Raw genomic sequence first — 12,507 nt, forward strand, 5'->3', positions numbered from 1 at the left:
GGTTCAATTGGCCACGGCAAGGAGCCAGAGGAATCTGCATGACCACCCGCATCACACACCGGCAGCGCATCAGCCTGCTCGGCCTGACCGCGCTGCTTGCTGCCTGCGCCGACAAGGGGCCGCCCCCACCGCCAGAGCCGCTGGAACTCTCACATCCCATCGCCGTGGACGCGCCCGGCCAGCAGGTGCAGTTCGAGTTCGAAACCACGGCGCGCAATTTTGCCAGCTACCGCACTTATGCGGTGGAACTGGATCTGCAGCACGTCTCCCCATCGCCAGATGCTGCTTCTCCGCGCGACCTGCACATTCCTTTACGCGTTGGACTTCAGCAATGGTCCGGCGGCACTTGGCAGCCGCTGGCAAGCCCCGACGCGTATCAGATCGCACAGTCGCAATCTGGCCAGCCACTGCCAGACTGGCACCGCGGTAAGGGTCTGAACTACGCCCAGATCCAACGGGGCAGCGATGGCGCATACCGATTGCATGTCGCGTTGCTGCCGTTGCAGGCGCATGGCCGGTATCGGGTCCAGGTCAGCACGGTTGAAGACATCGCACCACTTCGTGGCGCAAGCGCCAGGATGCTGATTCACGAATCGCGTCCGCTCGCCAAGTAGCGCAGCGCCTTCGTACACCTTCCAGGAGGAACACCACGCACATGGACAAGCCACGCTACATCGTCGATATCGTCATTGCGGCACCGGGTACACCGCTTCTCGACCCCGTAACGCAGCAGCCGCTGAGCAATCCGGATGGTTCCCCGCAGACATCCGGGCCCGGTCACATGTTCTACGTCCTGCGAGCACCGGGGAAAGATCCAGCGAGCTACGGCTTTGCACCGATCAAGCACGGCAGCATGAACGGACCGGGCGACATCGTGGACAGCGATGCAAAGACCTACAAGAACCCGCATTACACGCGCTCTCTGGAAATCACCGAAGCCCAGTACAACAAGCTCAAGGCGTTCGGCGACGATCCAGTGGCGCACGGCTTCAGCAAGCACTATGCCGACGTGCGCCACAACTGCGTGGACTTCACCTGGGGCGCATTGAATCATGCCGGCATCCAGCGCAAGCACAGCCTGGACGTGAACAGCATCGGCGGCCCCGTCGGCCAGTTGCTGCCCGATGTCCGCATTCCGCTGGGCGTCCAGTCACAGGGCAAGGACGGCTATCGTCCGCTGCGCAACATCCATGGCGTGGACAGCATTGAGCCCCCTTTCCCCAACAGCGAACTCAACCGCACCACCACTCATCCCTTGCCCGAGCGCAGCTTGAAGCAGCGTCTGCTCAGCGAAACCGATGGCATTGATGGCCCCTTGAGCGAGCGTCTGGCTGCGGACGCGCGCGCACCGGGGCACAGCCTTCATGCCTTGGACCAGAAAGTGCGTACCGCACTCGCCCAGGCCAGCGAACAGCAGGGACTGCCCCCCGGCCAGGAGCACGAACGACTGGCCGGCCATCTGACCCACGCGGCGGTGCAGGCCGGCTTCAGCGAAAAGGACACGCTGCAGGTGGCATTCAGTTCAAACAGCACCGCCGAGGCACCCGGCTACGTATTCCTGCATCGCAGCGGCGACACCGCCTCGCCGGACCCTGCCGCCAATCGCCAGCGCCTGTCCCTGCTCGATACGCAGCAGGGCGACGCGGATACGCTGTATCAGCAGGCCAATGTGCAGCAGCAATCCCGCGACGCAAGCCGGCTGGCGCAGGACGAGCAACAGGCACAACAGCAGGCCTCGCCGCGCATGGCCTGACCCAGCCGCATCAGGCGCAGGCACCGTTCCCGCATCAACTCACGTACTGCGCCTGACCGTTCCCGAACGACCAGTTCTCCTTCTTCACCTCCACCAGGTTGATGAACACGTCCTCGCGGCGGATGCCCACCGCTGCATGCAGTCCATCGGCGATGCCGGCGTACAGCGCCTTCTTCTGCTCCAGCGTGCGCCCTTCGTTCCAGGTGATCTGGATGCAGATGAAATCGTCGGTGCGGTCCACGCCCAGGTAGCCGGGGTCGTAGATCAGCGTGCCGGGCGCGTGTTCCTGGAAGATCTGGAAGCGGTCGTTTTCCGGCACGCCCACCGCGCGCATGGCCTGGTAGATGGTGTCGCCGACGCGTTGCAGGTAGTCGGCGGATTTACCTTTGCGAAGATCGATGCGGGCGAGCGGCATGGTGGCACTCCAGAGTGGATGGGCACGGCAACGGGCTGAGACTACGCCTGCCCGGGGCGGTGGGATAGCGCAGGGATGGAACCCTCTGGCTCCACGCGTGGCATGGTCCCGCGTCCGCCGCGCGGGGTGACGCGATTGCCGTGGCGGCGCCGCTCTGGAGTCGTCTCGTGCACGGTCGGCAGGGGCGGCGATGCGCGCCATCAGTGATGGGCCGCACTACTTGCAGGTGTCGGACGACACACAACGGGAAACGTCTGGCCTGCCTAGGGACAGTTGAGAATTTCCCTTACAGACCGATGTGATTGCCCGGCTTGAAGATCGCCATGCCGAGGCAAGACGCCTTGGCCGGGATTGGCGTCTCGAAAAAGCAAACCGAACGGATAGGTTGCGCAGCAGTGCGTAGCCGCAAGAATGCACCAACTGCCCTCAATGGCGGGCGGTGTGTGGGGATCACTCGATCCGCCGGGTGATTTCTCACTCCGTTGTGTTTGCCCCGGTACGCCAACCCGCACCGTCCGCCACCTTCACTCCGGAAGGTGGCCCTACGCCAGTGAGGGTTTCGCCATGACCAACCGCACCGCCATCCATCCCCGCCTGCACGCGCTTATCGGCGACGTCGCAGCCGACGTGCCCGGGGACGTCGCACGCGAGATCGAGCGCGCCCTGAACGAACAAAACCTTCCGGCGCAGTCGGCCACGTTCTTCGCCCGTCTCAATGCGATCAACCAGGCCGACGGTGATGACGGACAGCCGTGCATCAGCCTCACCCTCGGCGCCAGCAATCACGCTTCGTTGCGCCGCTCGCTATCTGGGCTCGGCGCGTTGCTCGATCTGCTGCAGGCCGCCGACCATGCGCGCAACGAAGGCGGTCCTAACGAGCAGTTGGGCGCCTTCCATATCGACGGACTGATCGTGGCCGCACGACAACTGGTGCGCGAGGCACATCATTGCCTCTCCGGCGGCGACGCCTGACCGGCCCGGATACGCTCCCGCTACAATCGCGCAGGGAGCGCAGGAGACCGCAATGGACGCCGAACACCTGGAATACTTCAAGGCCGCACTGGAAGGCCGCGCAACCGTGGGCTGGAACGTCTGGTTCGCTGCCAACCAGCACGCGCTGGCACAACAGCTGAGCCGCCCTGCACTGCTGCGCTTGAAGTTCAGCACACTGGATGAAGCCGAACGCCTGCTGGCCGAGGCCGGCATCGTGCCCCGCAGCACAGCGGGCAAGCGCTACGAAATGTACTGCGCGCAGTTCTCGCCGGACGTGGTGGACGCGAACGGTCGCCCGCTACCGGCCCTCTGGCGCGCGGCGCACGGCGGTGCCATCGGCCTGCTGGCCGACGGTGAGCAGGAGGCCGGCCAGGCGAAGCTGCTCGCGGAGTCCCGCCGCGTCCGCAAGCGCGGGCTGCAGCAGGCCCATGAATGGTTGGCCGATCTGTGCTTTGAGGGCGAGATGGAACTGACCAGCGGCAATGCCGAGGTGGGCCGTAGCCTATTGGCGGTGGTGGTGCAGGCGGGTAGCGGCCATGACCTGCTGGATGCCACGGCGATGATCGCGCGCGAGCTGCTGGAGCGGCACGGCTGAAAGGGCGTGTGCTTCCAGCTGATCTTGCTGGATCGCTGGTAACAAAAAAGCCCCCATTTCTGGAGGCTTCTTTCGTTCTGCAACATGGTGGGCGGTACAGGGATCGAACCTGTGACCCTTGCCGTGTGAAGGCAATGCTCTACCGCTGAGCTAACCGCCCGGTGTGTTGCTGAGCCGCTCATTATAGGGGCTTTTCAGAGGCCGTCAACACTTTTTCACATTCGTGTTCACGGGTGTTTTCGGGGTGCGCAGCCGAGCATGGCTCGGCTCTACAGAACAGCGGGTTCACAGGCGTTTCGGGGCATGCAGCCGAGCCCAGCCCGGCGCTACCGGAATCACATCGTATGGGTCGGCTTGTCCGAGCTGGTAAGCCCGGCCAGCAGGGTCTCGATCTTGTGGCGCACGCCCTCGCCTTCGGCGCCGTCGGCCAGCTGCACGCCGATGCCGGCGGTGCGGTTGCCCTGCGCGCCGGCCGGGGTCACCCAGATCACCTTGCCGGCCACCGGCAGGCGCTCGCTGGAATCGGGCAGGGTCAGCAGCAGGAACACCTCGTCGCCCAGGAAATAGCGCTTGGGCGTGGGCACGAAGATGCCGCCATTCTTCACGAACGGCATGTACGCGCTGTACAGCGCGGCCTTGTCCTTCACAGCCAGGGACAGGATGCCCTGGCGGGCGTTGCTGGCACTCATCGATTTCCCCTTGCGGCAGGCCGCTCGTTCACCTTGTTCCAGGCCAGCAGCAACTCGACCACCGCGAGGTCTGCACGCACCGTGGTGCGCAGCAGGTCCCGGGTGCGGTTGGCCGCATCGAACCAGGCTGCAAGCTTGTGCAATCGCTCCGGCGTGGTCAAGGCATCGGTACTGGCCTGGGCCAGCGCCAGATCGGCAGCGAAGCGCAGGCGCAGCGCCGCGTTGTCATCACCGCACCACTTCTGCGCCAGCTCCACCGCGCCGGTCTTGCCGGCGGCCAGCTGTTCCAGATCTCGACCGACTTCGCGGCGCAGGCTCAGGCCGTCTTCGCGCAGCCAGTTGTCGGCCTGGCCGGGATGGCCGCGGGCGGCCTCCAGCGCTTCGCGCGCCGATGCTTCACTGTGGCCCAGCTGCTGCAGCCAGGCCAGTGCTTCGTGCTGCGGCGGCAGCTTGAATTCCAGTCGCTGGCAACGGCTGCGGATGGTCTGCGGCAGGCGTGCCGGATCGCTGCTGATCAGCCACAGGTAGCGGCCGGGCTGCGGCTCCTCCAGCGTCTTCAGCAGCGCGTTGGCGGCCGAACGGTTGATCGCATCGGCCGGATCGACGATCACGACCTGCGCCACGCCGTACTGCGGGGTCAGCGCCAGCTTTTCGGTGATCTCGCGCACCTGCTCGATGACGATCTCGGTACGCAGCTTGTCGCCGCTCTTGTTCGGAATGAAGCTGACCAGCTGCAGGTCCGGATGGGTGCCGGCGGCGATCAGCTGGCGCGTGCGCGTGGCGTGCGTTGCATCACCCTGCGCCAGCACGTGGTCGGCCAGCGCCAGCGCCACCTCGCGCTTGCCCAGCCCGGCCGGGCCGCAGATCAGCAGGCCATGACCGAGGCGACCGGCGTCGAGCGCGGCCACGGTCTGGTCGAACGCGCGCTGCTGCCACGGCGAAAACGTGCTCATGCGCCCTCCCCGTCCTGCAGCCAACGCTCGATACGTGCGACCACATCGGCGGCCACGCGTTCCTGCACCTGGCCGGCGTCGATCAGCGCGAAGCGCTGCGGGTCCTGCTGTGCGCGGCTGCGGAACACGGCGCGCACGCGCTGGAAGAAATCGTCCTGCTCGCTCTCGATGCGGTCCGGCCACAGGTCACGGCCATTCGCGCGGGCGCGGCCCACCGCCACATCCACATCCAGCAGCAGGGTCAAGCCCGGCAGCAGGCCGACCGCGCGGCGCTCCAGGTCGGCAATCCACTGCGGATCCAGGCCACGGCCGCCGCCCTGGTAGGCGTAGCTGGAATCGGTGAAGCGATCGCTCAGCACGTAGGCACCGCGCTGCAGCGCCGGCCGGATCACCTGGCGCACATGCTGGGCGCGTGCGGCGAACACCAGTAGCAACTCGGCTTCGGCGCTGAGCGGCTCGGCAGCGATCTCGGCATCAGGCTTCAGCACCAGGCCGCGGATGCGCTCGGCCAGTGGCGTACCGCCCGGCTCGCGGGTCAGCACCACCTCGTGGCCGTGGCTGCGCAGGCAGTCACGGATGGCATTGATGGCGGTGGTCTTCCCCGCGCCCTCGCCGCCTTCCAGGCTGACGAAACGCGGGTGACGAAGCAGCGCGGGACTCATTGCGCCGGGATCTCCTGGGTACGTTGCTGGCGCAGCTGCTGCAGGTAGCGGGCTACGGCGGCGTTGTGCTGCTCCAGGCTGGGCGAGAACACGTGCGCGCCGCTGCCGTCGCCCACGGCGACGAAGTACAGCGCGTCACCGGCGGCCGGCTGCGCGGCGGCCATCAGCGCGTCGCGACTGGGCATGGCGATCGGGGTCGGGGTCAGGCCCGCACGGGTATAGGTGTTGTACGGCGTATCGGTGGTCAGGTCGCGGCGGCGGATGTTGCCGTCATACGCGGCACCGATGCCGTAGATCACGGTCGGGTCGGTCTGCAGGCGCATGCCGATCTTCAGGCGGCGCATGAACACGCCGGCGATCTGCGGGCGCTCGCTGGCCAGCGCGGTTTCCTTCTCGATGATCGACGCCAGCGTCAGCAGTTCGTAGGGCGTGTTGATCGGCAGGTCCGGCGCGCGGCTTTCCCAGGCTTCGTCCAGCGCCTTTTCCATTGCGGCGTGGGCGCGCTTGAGCACGTCCAGATCACTGTCGCCGCGCTGGTAGACGTAGGTCTCCGGCAGGAAGCGGCCTTCCGGGTGCTGGCCACCGAAGCCGAGGCGCTGCATCAACGCGGCGTCATCCAGGGTATCGGTGGTGTGCAGCAGCGGCTCGGCGCGCTTGAGTGCAGCACGCAGCTGGCGGATGTTCCAGCCCTCGACAATGGTGACGCGGTGCTGCAGCACCTTGCCGGCGCGCATGCGCAGCAACAGCTCGCGCGGGGTCAGCTCGCCACTGAGCGCGTACTCGCCCACCTTCAGCTTGCCGGCCGCATCGAGCTGGCGCGCCAGCAGTTGCCACTGGGTGTCCTGGCCCTCGTCCACGCCGGCATCGCGCAGCTTGCGCAGCACGCTGTTCATGCCATCGCCGCTGGCGATGACCACGCTCTCGGCGGTCGGGGTGATCGGGGCATCGGCGAACCGGGTCTGCTGGTAGAAGAACCACGCGCCCGCGCCGGCCACGACGGCGGCCAGCACCACCACCAGCGTTACCACGAACAGACACCCGCGCTTGGCTCCCGCCATGGACTACCTCTGAACTCGATTCCGTCGTGCAGGATACCGTGCCGGTGGATTGGGGTCATGACCGGGGTCGCGCCTGCGTGCCGACCAACGGTCGGCACCCACCACAATCCATGCCTGGCGCGGCGATCAGTAGATCCACGCCATGCGTGGATGAATGGCCATGGAGGACTCCGTGCCGACCAACGGTCGGCACCCACCGTGGGGGAATGGCGTTGCCGGCCAGCGGCCGGCACTACCCCTGCTGGCCGAGCGCGCGCAGCAGGCCGCGGGCCTTGGCGCGGGTCTCGTCCAGTTCCTTGTCCGGGTCCGAATCGACCACGATGCCGGCGCCGGTGCGGAAGCTCACCTCCTGGCCGTCCACTTCGGCGGTGCGGATCAGGATGTTCAGGTCCAGGTCGCCATCGCGGTTCAGCCAGCCGAACGCGCCGGTGTAGGCACCACGCGGCACCTGCTCCAGCTCGCTGATGATCTGCATGCAGCGCACCTTGGGGCAGCCGGTGATGGTGCCGCCCGGGAACGTGGCGGCGATCACCTCGCCGGGCGTGACCTCCGGGCGCAGGTGGCCGCTGACGTTGCTGACGATGTGGTGCACATGCGCGTAGCTCTCCACGGTCATCAGCTCATCGACCACCACGGTACCGGGCAGGCAGATACGGCCCAGGTCGTTGCGCTCCAGGTCGATCAGCATCACGTGCTCGGCACGCTCCTTGGGGTGCCCGACCAGTTCCTGGATGCGCGCGGCATCATCGTCGCCCTCGAAGCGCGGACGCGTGCCGGCAATAGGACGCGTCTGCGCGTGGCCGGCATGCACCGACACCAGCCGTTCCGGCGAGGAACTGACCACGTGGCGGCCGTGCGCGCTGAACAACCCGGCGAACGGTGCGGGGTTGGCACGGCGCAGCTGCGAATACAACGCCTGCGGGCTGACCGGCGCGGCGAACTGCGCGCTCCAGCGCCGCGACAGGTTTACCTGGAACACATCGCCGGCACGCAGGTAGTCGATCACCCGGCGCACGCCATCGGTGAAGCGCTGTGGCGCATCCTCGCCGACCGACTGCGGCGGCTGCCAGCCCTGCCCGGCCTCCGGCAATGCCTGCGACGCCAAGGTCATCAGCGCCTCCAGCAGGGTCTGCTCACCGGCTTCGGCGATGACGAAGCTGGCGTCGTTCTGGTGGTCGTGCAGCACCGCGGCCGGGCAGCGCAGCGCCAGCGCGGTCGGGCGGCCGTCCGCGCGCGCGCGCGCCGGCAGCACCGGTTCGATCTGGCTGGCCACTTCGTAGTCCAGCATCAGCGCCCAGCCGCCACGGAACGGCAGGCTGTGGCTGCCGTCGTGCGGCAGACGTTCGTGCTGCCAGGCGCGATCCAGCGCCTGCAGGAACGTGCCGGGCTGCACGGCACCCTGCAGGTCGCGCACCTGGCCATCGGCGTCCAGCCGCAGGCCCTCGCCCTGCGTGGCCAGCAGCAGGCTCCAGCGGCCCTGGGCGGTGCCCGAGGCAGTGGATTCCATCAGCAGCGGGAAGCGCGCCGGGTCATGCTGCTGCAGGGCCAGCAGATCGATCGGGTGCGACAGCGGGTGGATCAGCGGTGCGTGGGTCATGGCGGCCAGGTCGGGGGTTCAGATGCACGGAAGCCGCCTTGCGGCGGCTCCGTAGAACGCGGCATCGAGCATGGCCCGACGCTACAACTCGGTCAGACGCGCTTGAAGATCAGCGTGCCGTTGGTGCCGCCGAAGCCGAAGCCATTGGACATCACCACGTCGACCTTGGCCTGGCGTGCTTCGTTGGGCACGTAGTCCAGGTCGCAGCCTTCGCCCGGCTGCTGCAGGTTGATGGTCGGCGGAATGACGTTGTCCTGCAGCGCCATCACCGAGAAGATCGCTTCCACGCCGCCAGCAGCGCCCAGCAGGTGGCCGGTCATCGACTTGGTGGAGCTGACCATCATCTTGTAGGCGTGGTCGCCGAAGGCGGTCTTCATGGCCATGGTCTCGCCCAGGTCGCCCAGCGGCGTGGAGGTGCCGTGCGCGTTGAGGTAACCCACCTGTTCCGGGGTCACGCCCGCGTCCTTCATGGCCATGACCATGCAGCGCGCGGCGCCTTCGCCGTTCTCGCTCGGTGCGGTCATGTGGTACGCGTCGGAGCTGGCGCCGAAGCCGGCCAGTTCACAGTAGATCTTTGCGCCACGCGCCTTGGCGTGCTCGTACTCTTCCAGGATCAGGATGCCGGCGCCGTCGCCCAGCACGAAGCCGTCACGGTCCTTGTCCCACGGGCGCGAAGCCTGTTCCGGGGCGTCATTGCGGGTGCTCATGGCCTTCATCGCGCAGAAGCCACCCAGTGCGGTCGGCGACGAGCCACGTTCGGCACCGCCGACCACCATCACGTCGGCGTCGCCGTACTGGATCATGCGCATCGCGGTACCGATCGAATGGTTCGAGGTCGCGCACGCCGACACCGCCGAGAACGACGGGCCCTTCAGGCCGGTGATGATGCTCAGCTGGCCCGGCAGCATGTTGATGATGGTCTTGGGCACGTAGAAGGGCGAGATCTTCTTGCCCTCGTGGAACTCGATGGTCTGCTCTTCGATGCCGAGCAGGCCGCCGATGCCGGCGCCGACGATGGCGCCGATGCGCTCGGCATTGGCGTCGGTGATCTCCAGGCCCGAGTCGTGCAGGGCCATGAACGAGGCACCGAGGCCGTAATGGATGAACGGGTCCATCTTCTTGGCATCCTTGCCGCTGACCCGGAATTTGCCGAACAGTTCGTTGTCGGCGGTGATGTCAAAGCCCTTGACCTCACCTGCAATCTTGGTGGTGAACCGATCCAGGTAGGCATCAGAAATGTTGGTCAGCGGACCGATGCCCGAACGACCGTGGGTGATGCCTTCCCAGCTGCTGGCCAGATCATTGCCCAACGGCGAGACGATACCCAGGCCGGTTACGACGACGCGACGCTTCATTGCTGATTCTCCTGACCCGAAGGTTCAATCGGGTAACACGGTTTGCTTCGGTGTGATGCCCAAACACACGGGGCCGCAACTGCGGCCCCATGGGGTGCGGTGCGCGGCGAGCGTGAGCCCGCGCGCGCACTGCCGTCTGACATCAGGCCTTGACGTGGGCCTTGATGTAGTCGATGGCGGCCTGCACGGTGCTGATCTTCTCGGCTTCTTCGTCCGGGATCTCGCACTCGAATTCTTCTTCCAGGGCCATCACCAGCTCGACGGTGTCCAGCGAGTCAGCGCCCAGGTCATCGACGAACGATGCGCTGTTGGTGACTTCTTCTTCCTTGACGCCAAGCTGTTCGACGACGATTTTCTTGACGCGTTCTTCGATGGTGCTCATGGGATCTCGCTCCAGATGGAGTTGTGGTTCAAAAGTGGTCGCCATCAAGGGCGATGGCCGTGGGATAGTGTAGTGGAAACCGGCGCGGCCTTGCATTGCAGCAAAAACCCCCGCAGATCAACCACTTGCGGCGCAATCCCTGCGCCCCTTGCTTACGGCATGTACATGCCGCCGTTCACATGGAGGGTTTCGCCGGTGATGTAACCGGCAGCCGGGCTGGCCAGGAAGGCCACCGCATGGGCGATGTCTTCCGGCGATCCCAGGCGTTCGAGGGCGATGTCGTTGATCAGCGCGGTGCGCGCTTCTTCCGGCAACGCCTTGGTCATGTCGGTGTCGATGAAGCCAGGTGCGACAACATTGACGGTGACGCCGCGCGAACCGATTTCCTTGGCCAGCGACTTGCTGAAGCCGATGATGCCGGCCTTGGCCGCGGCGTAGTTGGCCTGGCCGGCGTTGCCGGTCACGCCCACCACCGATGCGATGTTGATGATGCGGCCCTTGCGTGCCTTCATCATGCCGCGCATCACCGCCTTGCTGGTGCGGAACACGCTGGTCAGGTTGGTGTCGATGATCGACGCCCAGTCCTCGTCCTTCATGCGCATCAGCAGGTTGTCGCGGGTGATGCCGGCATTGTTGACCAGGATCGAGATCGGGCCGAATTCCTTGGCGATGCCATCGAGCACGCTGTCCAGCGCGGCGGCATCGGTGACGTTCAGCGCGCGGCCGTGACCGCCGTGGGCAGCCAGGCGTTCGCCGATCGCGGCAGCGCCGGATTCGGTGGTGGCGGTGCCGATGACGGTGGCGCCCTGGGCGGCCAGCAGATCGGCGATGGCGGCGCCAATGCCACGGCTGGCACCGGTGACCAGTGCGATTTCACCCTGCAGGGGCTTGCTCATGATGTTTTCCTCAGACGGGAGCGGCCGCCGCACCGTGCCGCTTGCAGCGGCCACCGGTACGGCCGGCAGGAACAGGGAAGGTCAGGCCGACCATGCCTCGCGGGCGGCTTCGAAGTCGCCCGGCGTGGCCAGCGGACGGCCGTCGATGGCCTTGTCGATGCGCTTGACCAGGCCGGTCAGCACCTTGCCTGGGCCGCACTCGGCGATCTGGGTGATGCCGCGGGCGGCCAGCGCCTGCACGCAACCGGTCCACTGCACCGGCTGGTACAGCTGCTGGACCAGCGCGGTGCGGATGGCGTCCACGCCGTCGTGCACCTGGGCATCGACGTTCTGCACCACCGGCAGCTGCGGCGCCTGCCAGGACAGGCCGGCCATCACTTCGGCCAGGCGGTTGGCGGCTTCGCGCATGAGCGGGGTGTGCGAGGGCACGCTGACGGCCAGCTTGACCGCCTTGCGCACGCCCTTCTCGGCCAGCAGCGCCAGTGCACGGTCGACCGCATCGGCGTCGCCACCGATCACGATCTGGCCCGGCGAATTGAAGTTGGCCGGCACCACCACCTGGCTGCCTGCGGCTTCGGCGCAGACGTCCAGCACCAGCTGGTCTTCGGCACCGAGCACGGCGGCCATGGCCCCGACACCGGCCGGTGCCGCTTCCTGCATCAGCTGGCCACGCAGGCGCACCAGGTGCGCACCGTCATGCAGGCTCAGCGCGCCGGCGGCGACCAGGGCGGTGTACTCGCCCAGGCTGTGGCCGGACAGCACCGACGGGCGCGGGCCGCCCACGGCGTTCCAGGCGCGCCACACGCCGATGCTGGCGGCCAGCAGGGCCGGCTGGGTGTATTCGGTACGGTTGAGCATTTCCTCCGGGCCGCCCTGGGACAACGCCCACAGGTCGACACCGGCACCATCGGATGCCTCGGTGAAGGCTTCACGCACCTGCGGGTGCAGTTCGGCCAGCTCGGCCAGCATGCCCACAGACTGCGAGCCCTGGCCGGGGAAGACAAAAGCGAGGGTGGATACGGTCACGCGGTCATCCGCTTGTTGCAATCGAAGCGGGCCATGATAAGGGGGAATCCGCTGTGTCGTCTGTACGTGCGCGTATGCAGGCGTATGGAGCAATGACAGGGTCAGATCCCTTTTCCACCGGAAATGGGATCTG

14 protein-coding genes and 1 tRNA gene are annotated in these 12,507 nt (G+C 66.7%); 4 read left to right on the forward strand and 11 right to left on the reverse strand.

Annotated features, from left to right (window positions below; genetic code table 11):
* Window positions 1-38: 38 nt before the first annotated feature.
* Both ACTXG9_RS10105 and ACTXG9_RS10110 read left to right on the forward strand, forming a co-directional pair.
* Window positions 39-614, forward strand: coding sequence for a hypothetical protein (locus tag ACTXG9_RS10105; protein ID WP_111098578.1), 576 nt, complete (start codon window positions 39-41; stop codon window positions 612-614).
* 41 nt (window positions 615-655) lie between these two features.
* Complete coding sequence (locus tag ACTXG9_RS10110; protein ID WP_134730225.1) at window positions 656-1,753, forward strand: XVIPCD domain-containing protein; 1,098 nt, start codon at window positions 656-658, stop codon at window positions 1,751-1,753.
* Window positions 1,754-1,787: 34 nt separating this feature from the next.
* Here ACTXG9_RS10110 and ACTXG9_RS10115 read toward each other — a convergent pair whose 3' ends face one another.
* Entirely contained in the window at window positions 1,788-2,168 is a 381-nt protein-coding gene (locus ACTXG9_RS10115) for a tautomerase family protein (protein WP_021202620.1), read from the reverse strand.
* A gap of 564 nt (window positions 2,169-2,732) precedes the next feature.
* Between ACTXG9_RS10115 and ACTXG9_RS10120 the strand changes: the two genes are divergently transcribed.
* Window positions 2,733-3,140 (forward strand): hypothetical protein, encoded by a 408-nt coding sequence (locus tag ACTXG9_RS10120; protein ID WP_288041385.1) that lies wholly within the window; start codon window positions 2,733-2,735, stop codon window positions 3,138-3,140.
* 52 nt (window positions 3,141-3,192) lie between these two features.
* On the forward strand, window positions 3,193-3,756 hold the full coding sequence (locus ACTXG9_RS10125; protein WP_111103373.1) for a hypothetical protein: 564 nt from the start codon (window positions 3,193-3,195) through the stop codon (window positions 3,754-3,756).
* 85 nt (window positions 3,757-3,841) lie between these two features.
* Here ACTXG9_RS10125 and ACTXG9_RS10130 read toward each other — a convergent pair.
* From ACTXG9_RS10130 to fabD, 10 genes are all read right to left on the reverse strand, one after another.
* Window positions 3,842-3,916: transfer RNA gene (locus ACTXG9_RS10130), tRNA-Val, on the reverse strand.
* A gap of 175 nt (window positions 3,917-4,091) precedes the next feature.
* Window positions 4,092-4,445: a PilZ domain-containing protein gene (locus tag ACTXG9_RS10135; RefSeq protein ID WP_004146965.1), complete on the reverse strand. Its 354-nt coding sequence runs from the start codon at window positions 4,443-4,445 to the stop codon at window positions 4,092-4,094.
* Window positions 4,442-5,398 (reverse strand): DNA polymerase III subunit delta', encoded by a 957-nt coding sequence (locus tag ACTXG9_RS10140; protein WP_014646193.1) that lies wholly within the window; start codon window positions 5,396-5,398, stop codon window positions 4,442-4,444. Before ACTXG9_RS10140 ends, ACTXG9_RS10135 begins: the two co-directional genes overlap by 4 nt.
* Window positions 5,395-6,060 carry a dTMP kinase gene (gene tmk / locus ACTXG9_RS10145; RefSeq protein WP_019659493.1) on the reverse strand — a complete coding sequence of 222 codons (666 nt, stop codon included), beginning with the start codon at window positions 6,058-6,060 and terminating at the stop codon, window positions 5,395-5,397. The genes ACTXG9_RS10140 and tmk overlap by 4 nt, the downstream gene beginning before the upstream one ends.
* Complete coding sequence (gene mltG / locus ACTXG9_RS10150) at window positions 6,057-7,118, reverse strand: endolytic transglycosylase MltG (RefSeq protein ID WP_019659494.1); 1,062 nt, start codon at window positions 7,116-7,118, stop codon at window positions 6,057-6,059. Before mltG ends, tmk begins: the two co-directional genes overlap by 4 nt.
* Before the next feature lie 232 nt (window positions 7,119-7,350).
* Window positions 7,351-8,715, reverse strand: coding sequence for an aminodeoxychorismate synthase component I (locus ACTXG9_RS10155; RefSeq protein ID WP_188250351.1), 1,365 nt, complete (start codon window positions 8,713-8,715; stop codon window positions 7,351-7,353).
* A 92-nt stretch (window positions 8,716-8,807) separates the two neighbouring features.
* Entirely contained in the window at window positions 8,808-10,070 is a 1,263-nt protein-coding gene (gene fabF, locus ACTXG9_RS10160) for a beta-ketoacyl-ACP synthase II (protein ID WP_019659496.1), read from the reverse strand.
* A 142-nt stretch (window positions 10,071-10,212) separates the two neighbouring features.
* On the reverse strand, window positions 10,213-10,452 hold the full coding sequence (gene acpP / locus ACTXG9_RS10165) for an acyl carrier protein (protein ID WP_005415509.1): 240 nt from the start codon (window positions 10,450-10,452) through the stop codon (window positions 10,213-10,215).
* A gap of 152 nt (window positions 10,453-10,604) precedes the next feature.
* The gene (fabG, locus tag ACTXG9_RS10170; protein ID WP_005408312.1) at window positions 10,605-11,348 is read right to left on the reverse strand and encodes a 3-oxoacyl-ACP reductase FabG; all 744 of its coding nucleotides are present in this window, start codon (window positions 11,346-11,348) and stop codon (window positions 10,605-10,607) included.
* Between the two features lie 81 nt (window positions 11,349-11,429).
* Entirely contained in the window at window positions 11,430-12,374 is a 945-nt protein-coding gene (gene fabD, locus ACTXG9_RS10175) for an ACP S-malonyltransferase (RefSeq protein WP_019659498.1), read from the reverse strand.
* Window positions 12,375-12,507 lie beyond the last annotated feature (133 nt).

This window comes from Stenotrophomonas maltophilia group sp. LNF247, from assembly GCF_054083135.1.

What these genes read in the sequence shown, in the direction of transcription:
- ACTXG9_RS10105 (WP_111098578.1), top strand. Translation starts at nt 39, where the DNA reads ATGACCACCCGCATCACACACCGGCAGCGCATCAGCCTGCTCGGCCTG.
- ACTXG9_RS10110 (WP_134730225.1), top strand. Translation starts at nt 656, where the DNA reads ATGGACAAGCCACGCTACATCGTCGATATCGTCATTGCGGCACCGGGT.
- ACTXG9_RS10115 (WP_021202620.1), bottom strand. Translation starts at nt 2,168, where the DNA reads ATGCCGCTCGCCCGCATCGATCTTCGCAAAGGTAAATCCGCCGACTAC.
- ACTXG9_RS10120 (WP_288041385.1), top strand. Translation starts at nt 2,733, where the DNA reads ATGACCAACCGCACCGCCATCCATCCCCGCCTGCACGCGCTTATCGGC.
- ACTXG9_RS10125 (WP_111103373.1), top strand. Translation starts at nt 3,193, where the DNA reads ATGGACGCCGAACACCTGGAATACTTCAAGGCCGCACTGGAAGGCCGC.
- ACTXG9_RS10135 (WP_004146965.1), bottom strand. Translation starts at nt 4,445, where the DNA reads ATGAGTGCCAGCAACGCCCGCCAGGGCATCCTGTCCCTGGCTGTGAAG.
- ACTXG9_RS10140 (WP_014646193.1), bottom strand. Translation starts at nt 5,398, where the DNA reads ATGAGCACGTTTTCGCCGTGGCAGCAGCGCGCGTTCGACCAGACCGTG.
- tmk (WP_019659493.1), bottom strand. Translation starts at nt 6,060, where the DNA reads ATGAGTCCCGCGCTGCTTCGTCACCCGCGTTTCGTCAGCCTGGAAGGC.
- mltG (WP_019659494.1), bottom strand. Translation starts at nt 7,118, where the DNA reads ATGGCGGGAGCCAAGCGCGGGTGTCTGTTCGTGGTAACGCTGGTGGTG.
- ACTXG9_RS10155 (WP_188250351.1), bottom strand. Translation starts at nt 8,715, where the DNA reads ATGACCCACGCACCGCTGATCCACCCGCTGTCGCACCCGATCGATCTG.
- fabF (WP_019659496.1), bottom strand. Translation starts at nt 10,070, where the DNA reads ATGAAGCGTCGCGTCGTCGTAACCGGCCTGGGTATCGTCTCGCCGTTG.
- acpP (WP_005415509.1), bottom strand. Translation starts at nt 10,452, where the DNA reads ATGAGCACCATCGAAGAACGCGTCAAGAAAATCGTCGTCGAACAGCTT.
- fabG (WP_005408312.1), bottom strand. Translation starts at nt 11,348, where the DNA reads ATGAGCAAGCCCCTGCAGGGTGAAATCGCACTGGTCACCGGTGCCAGC.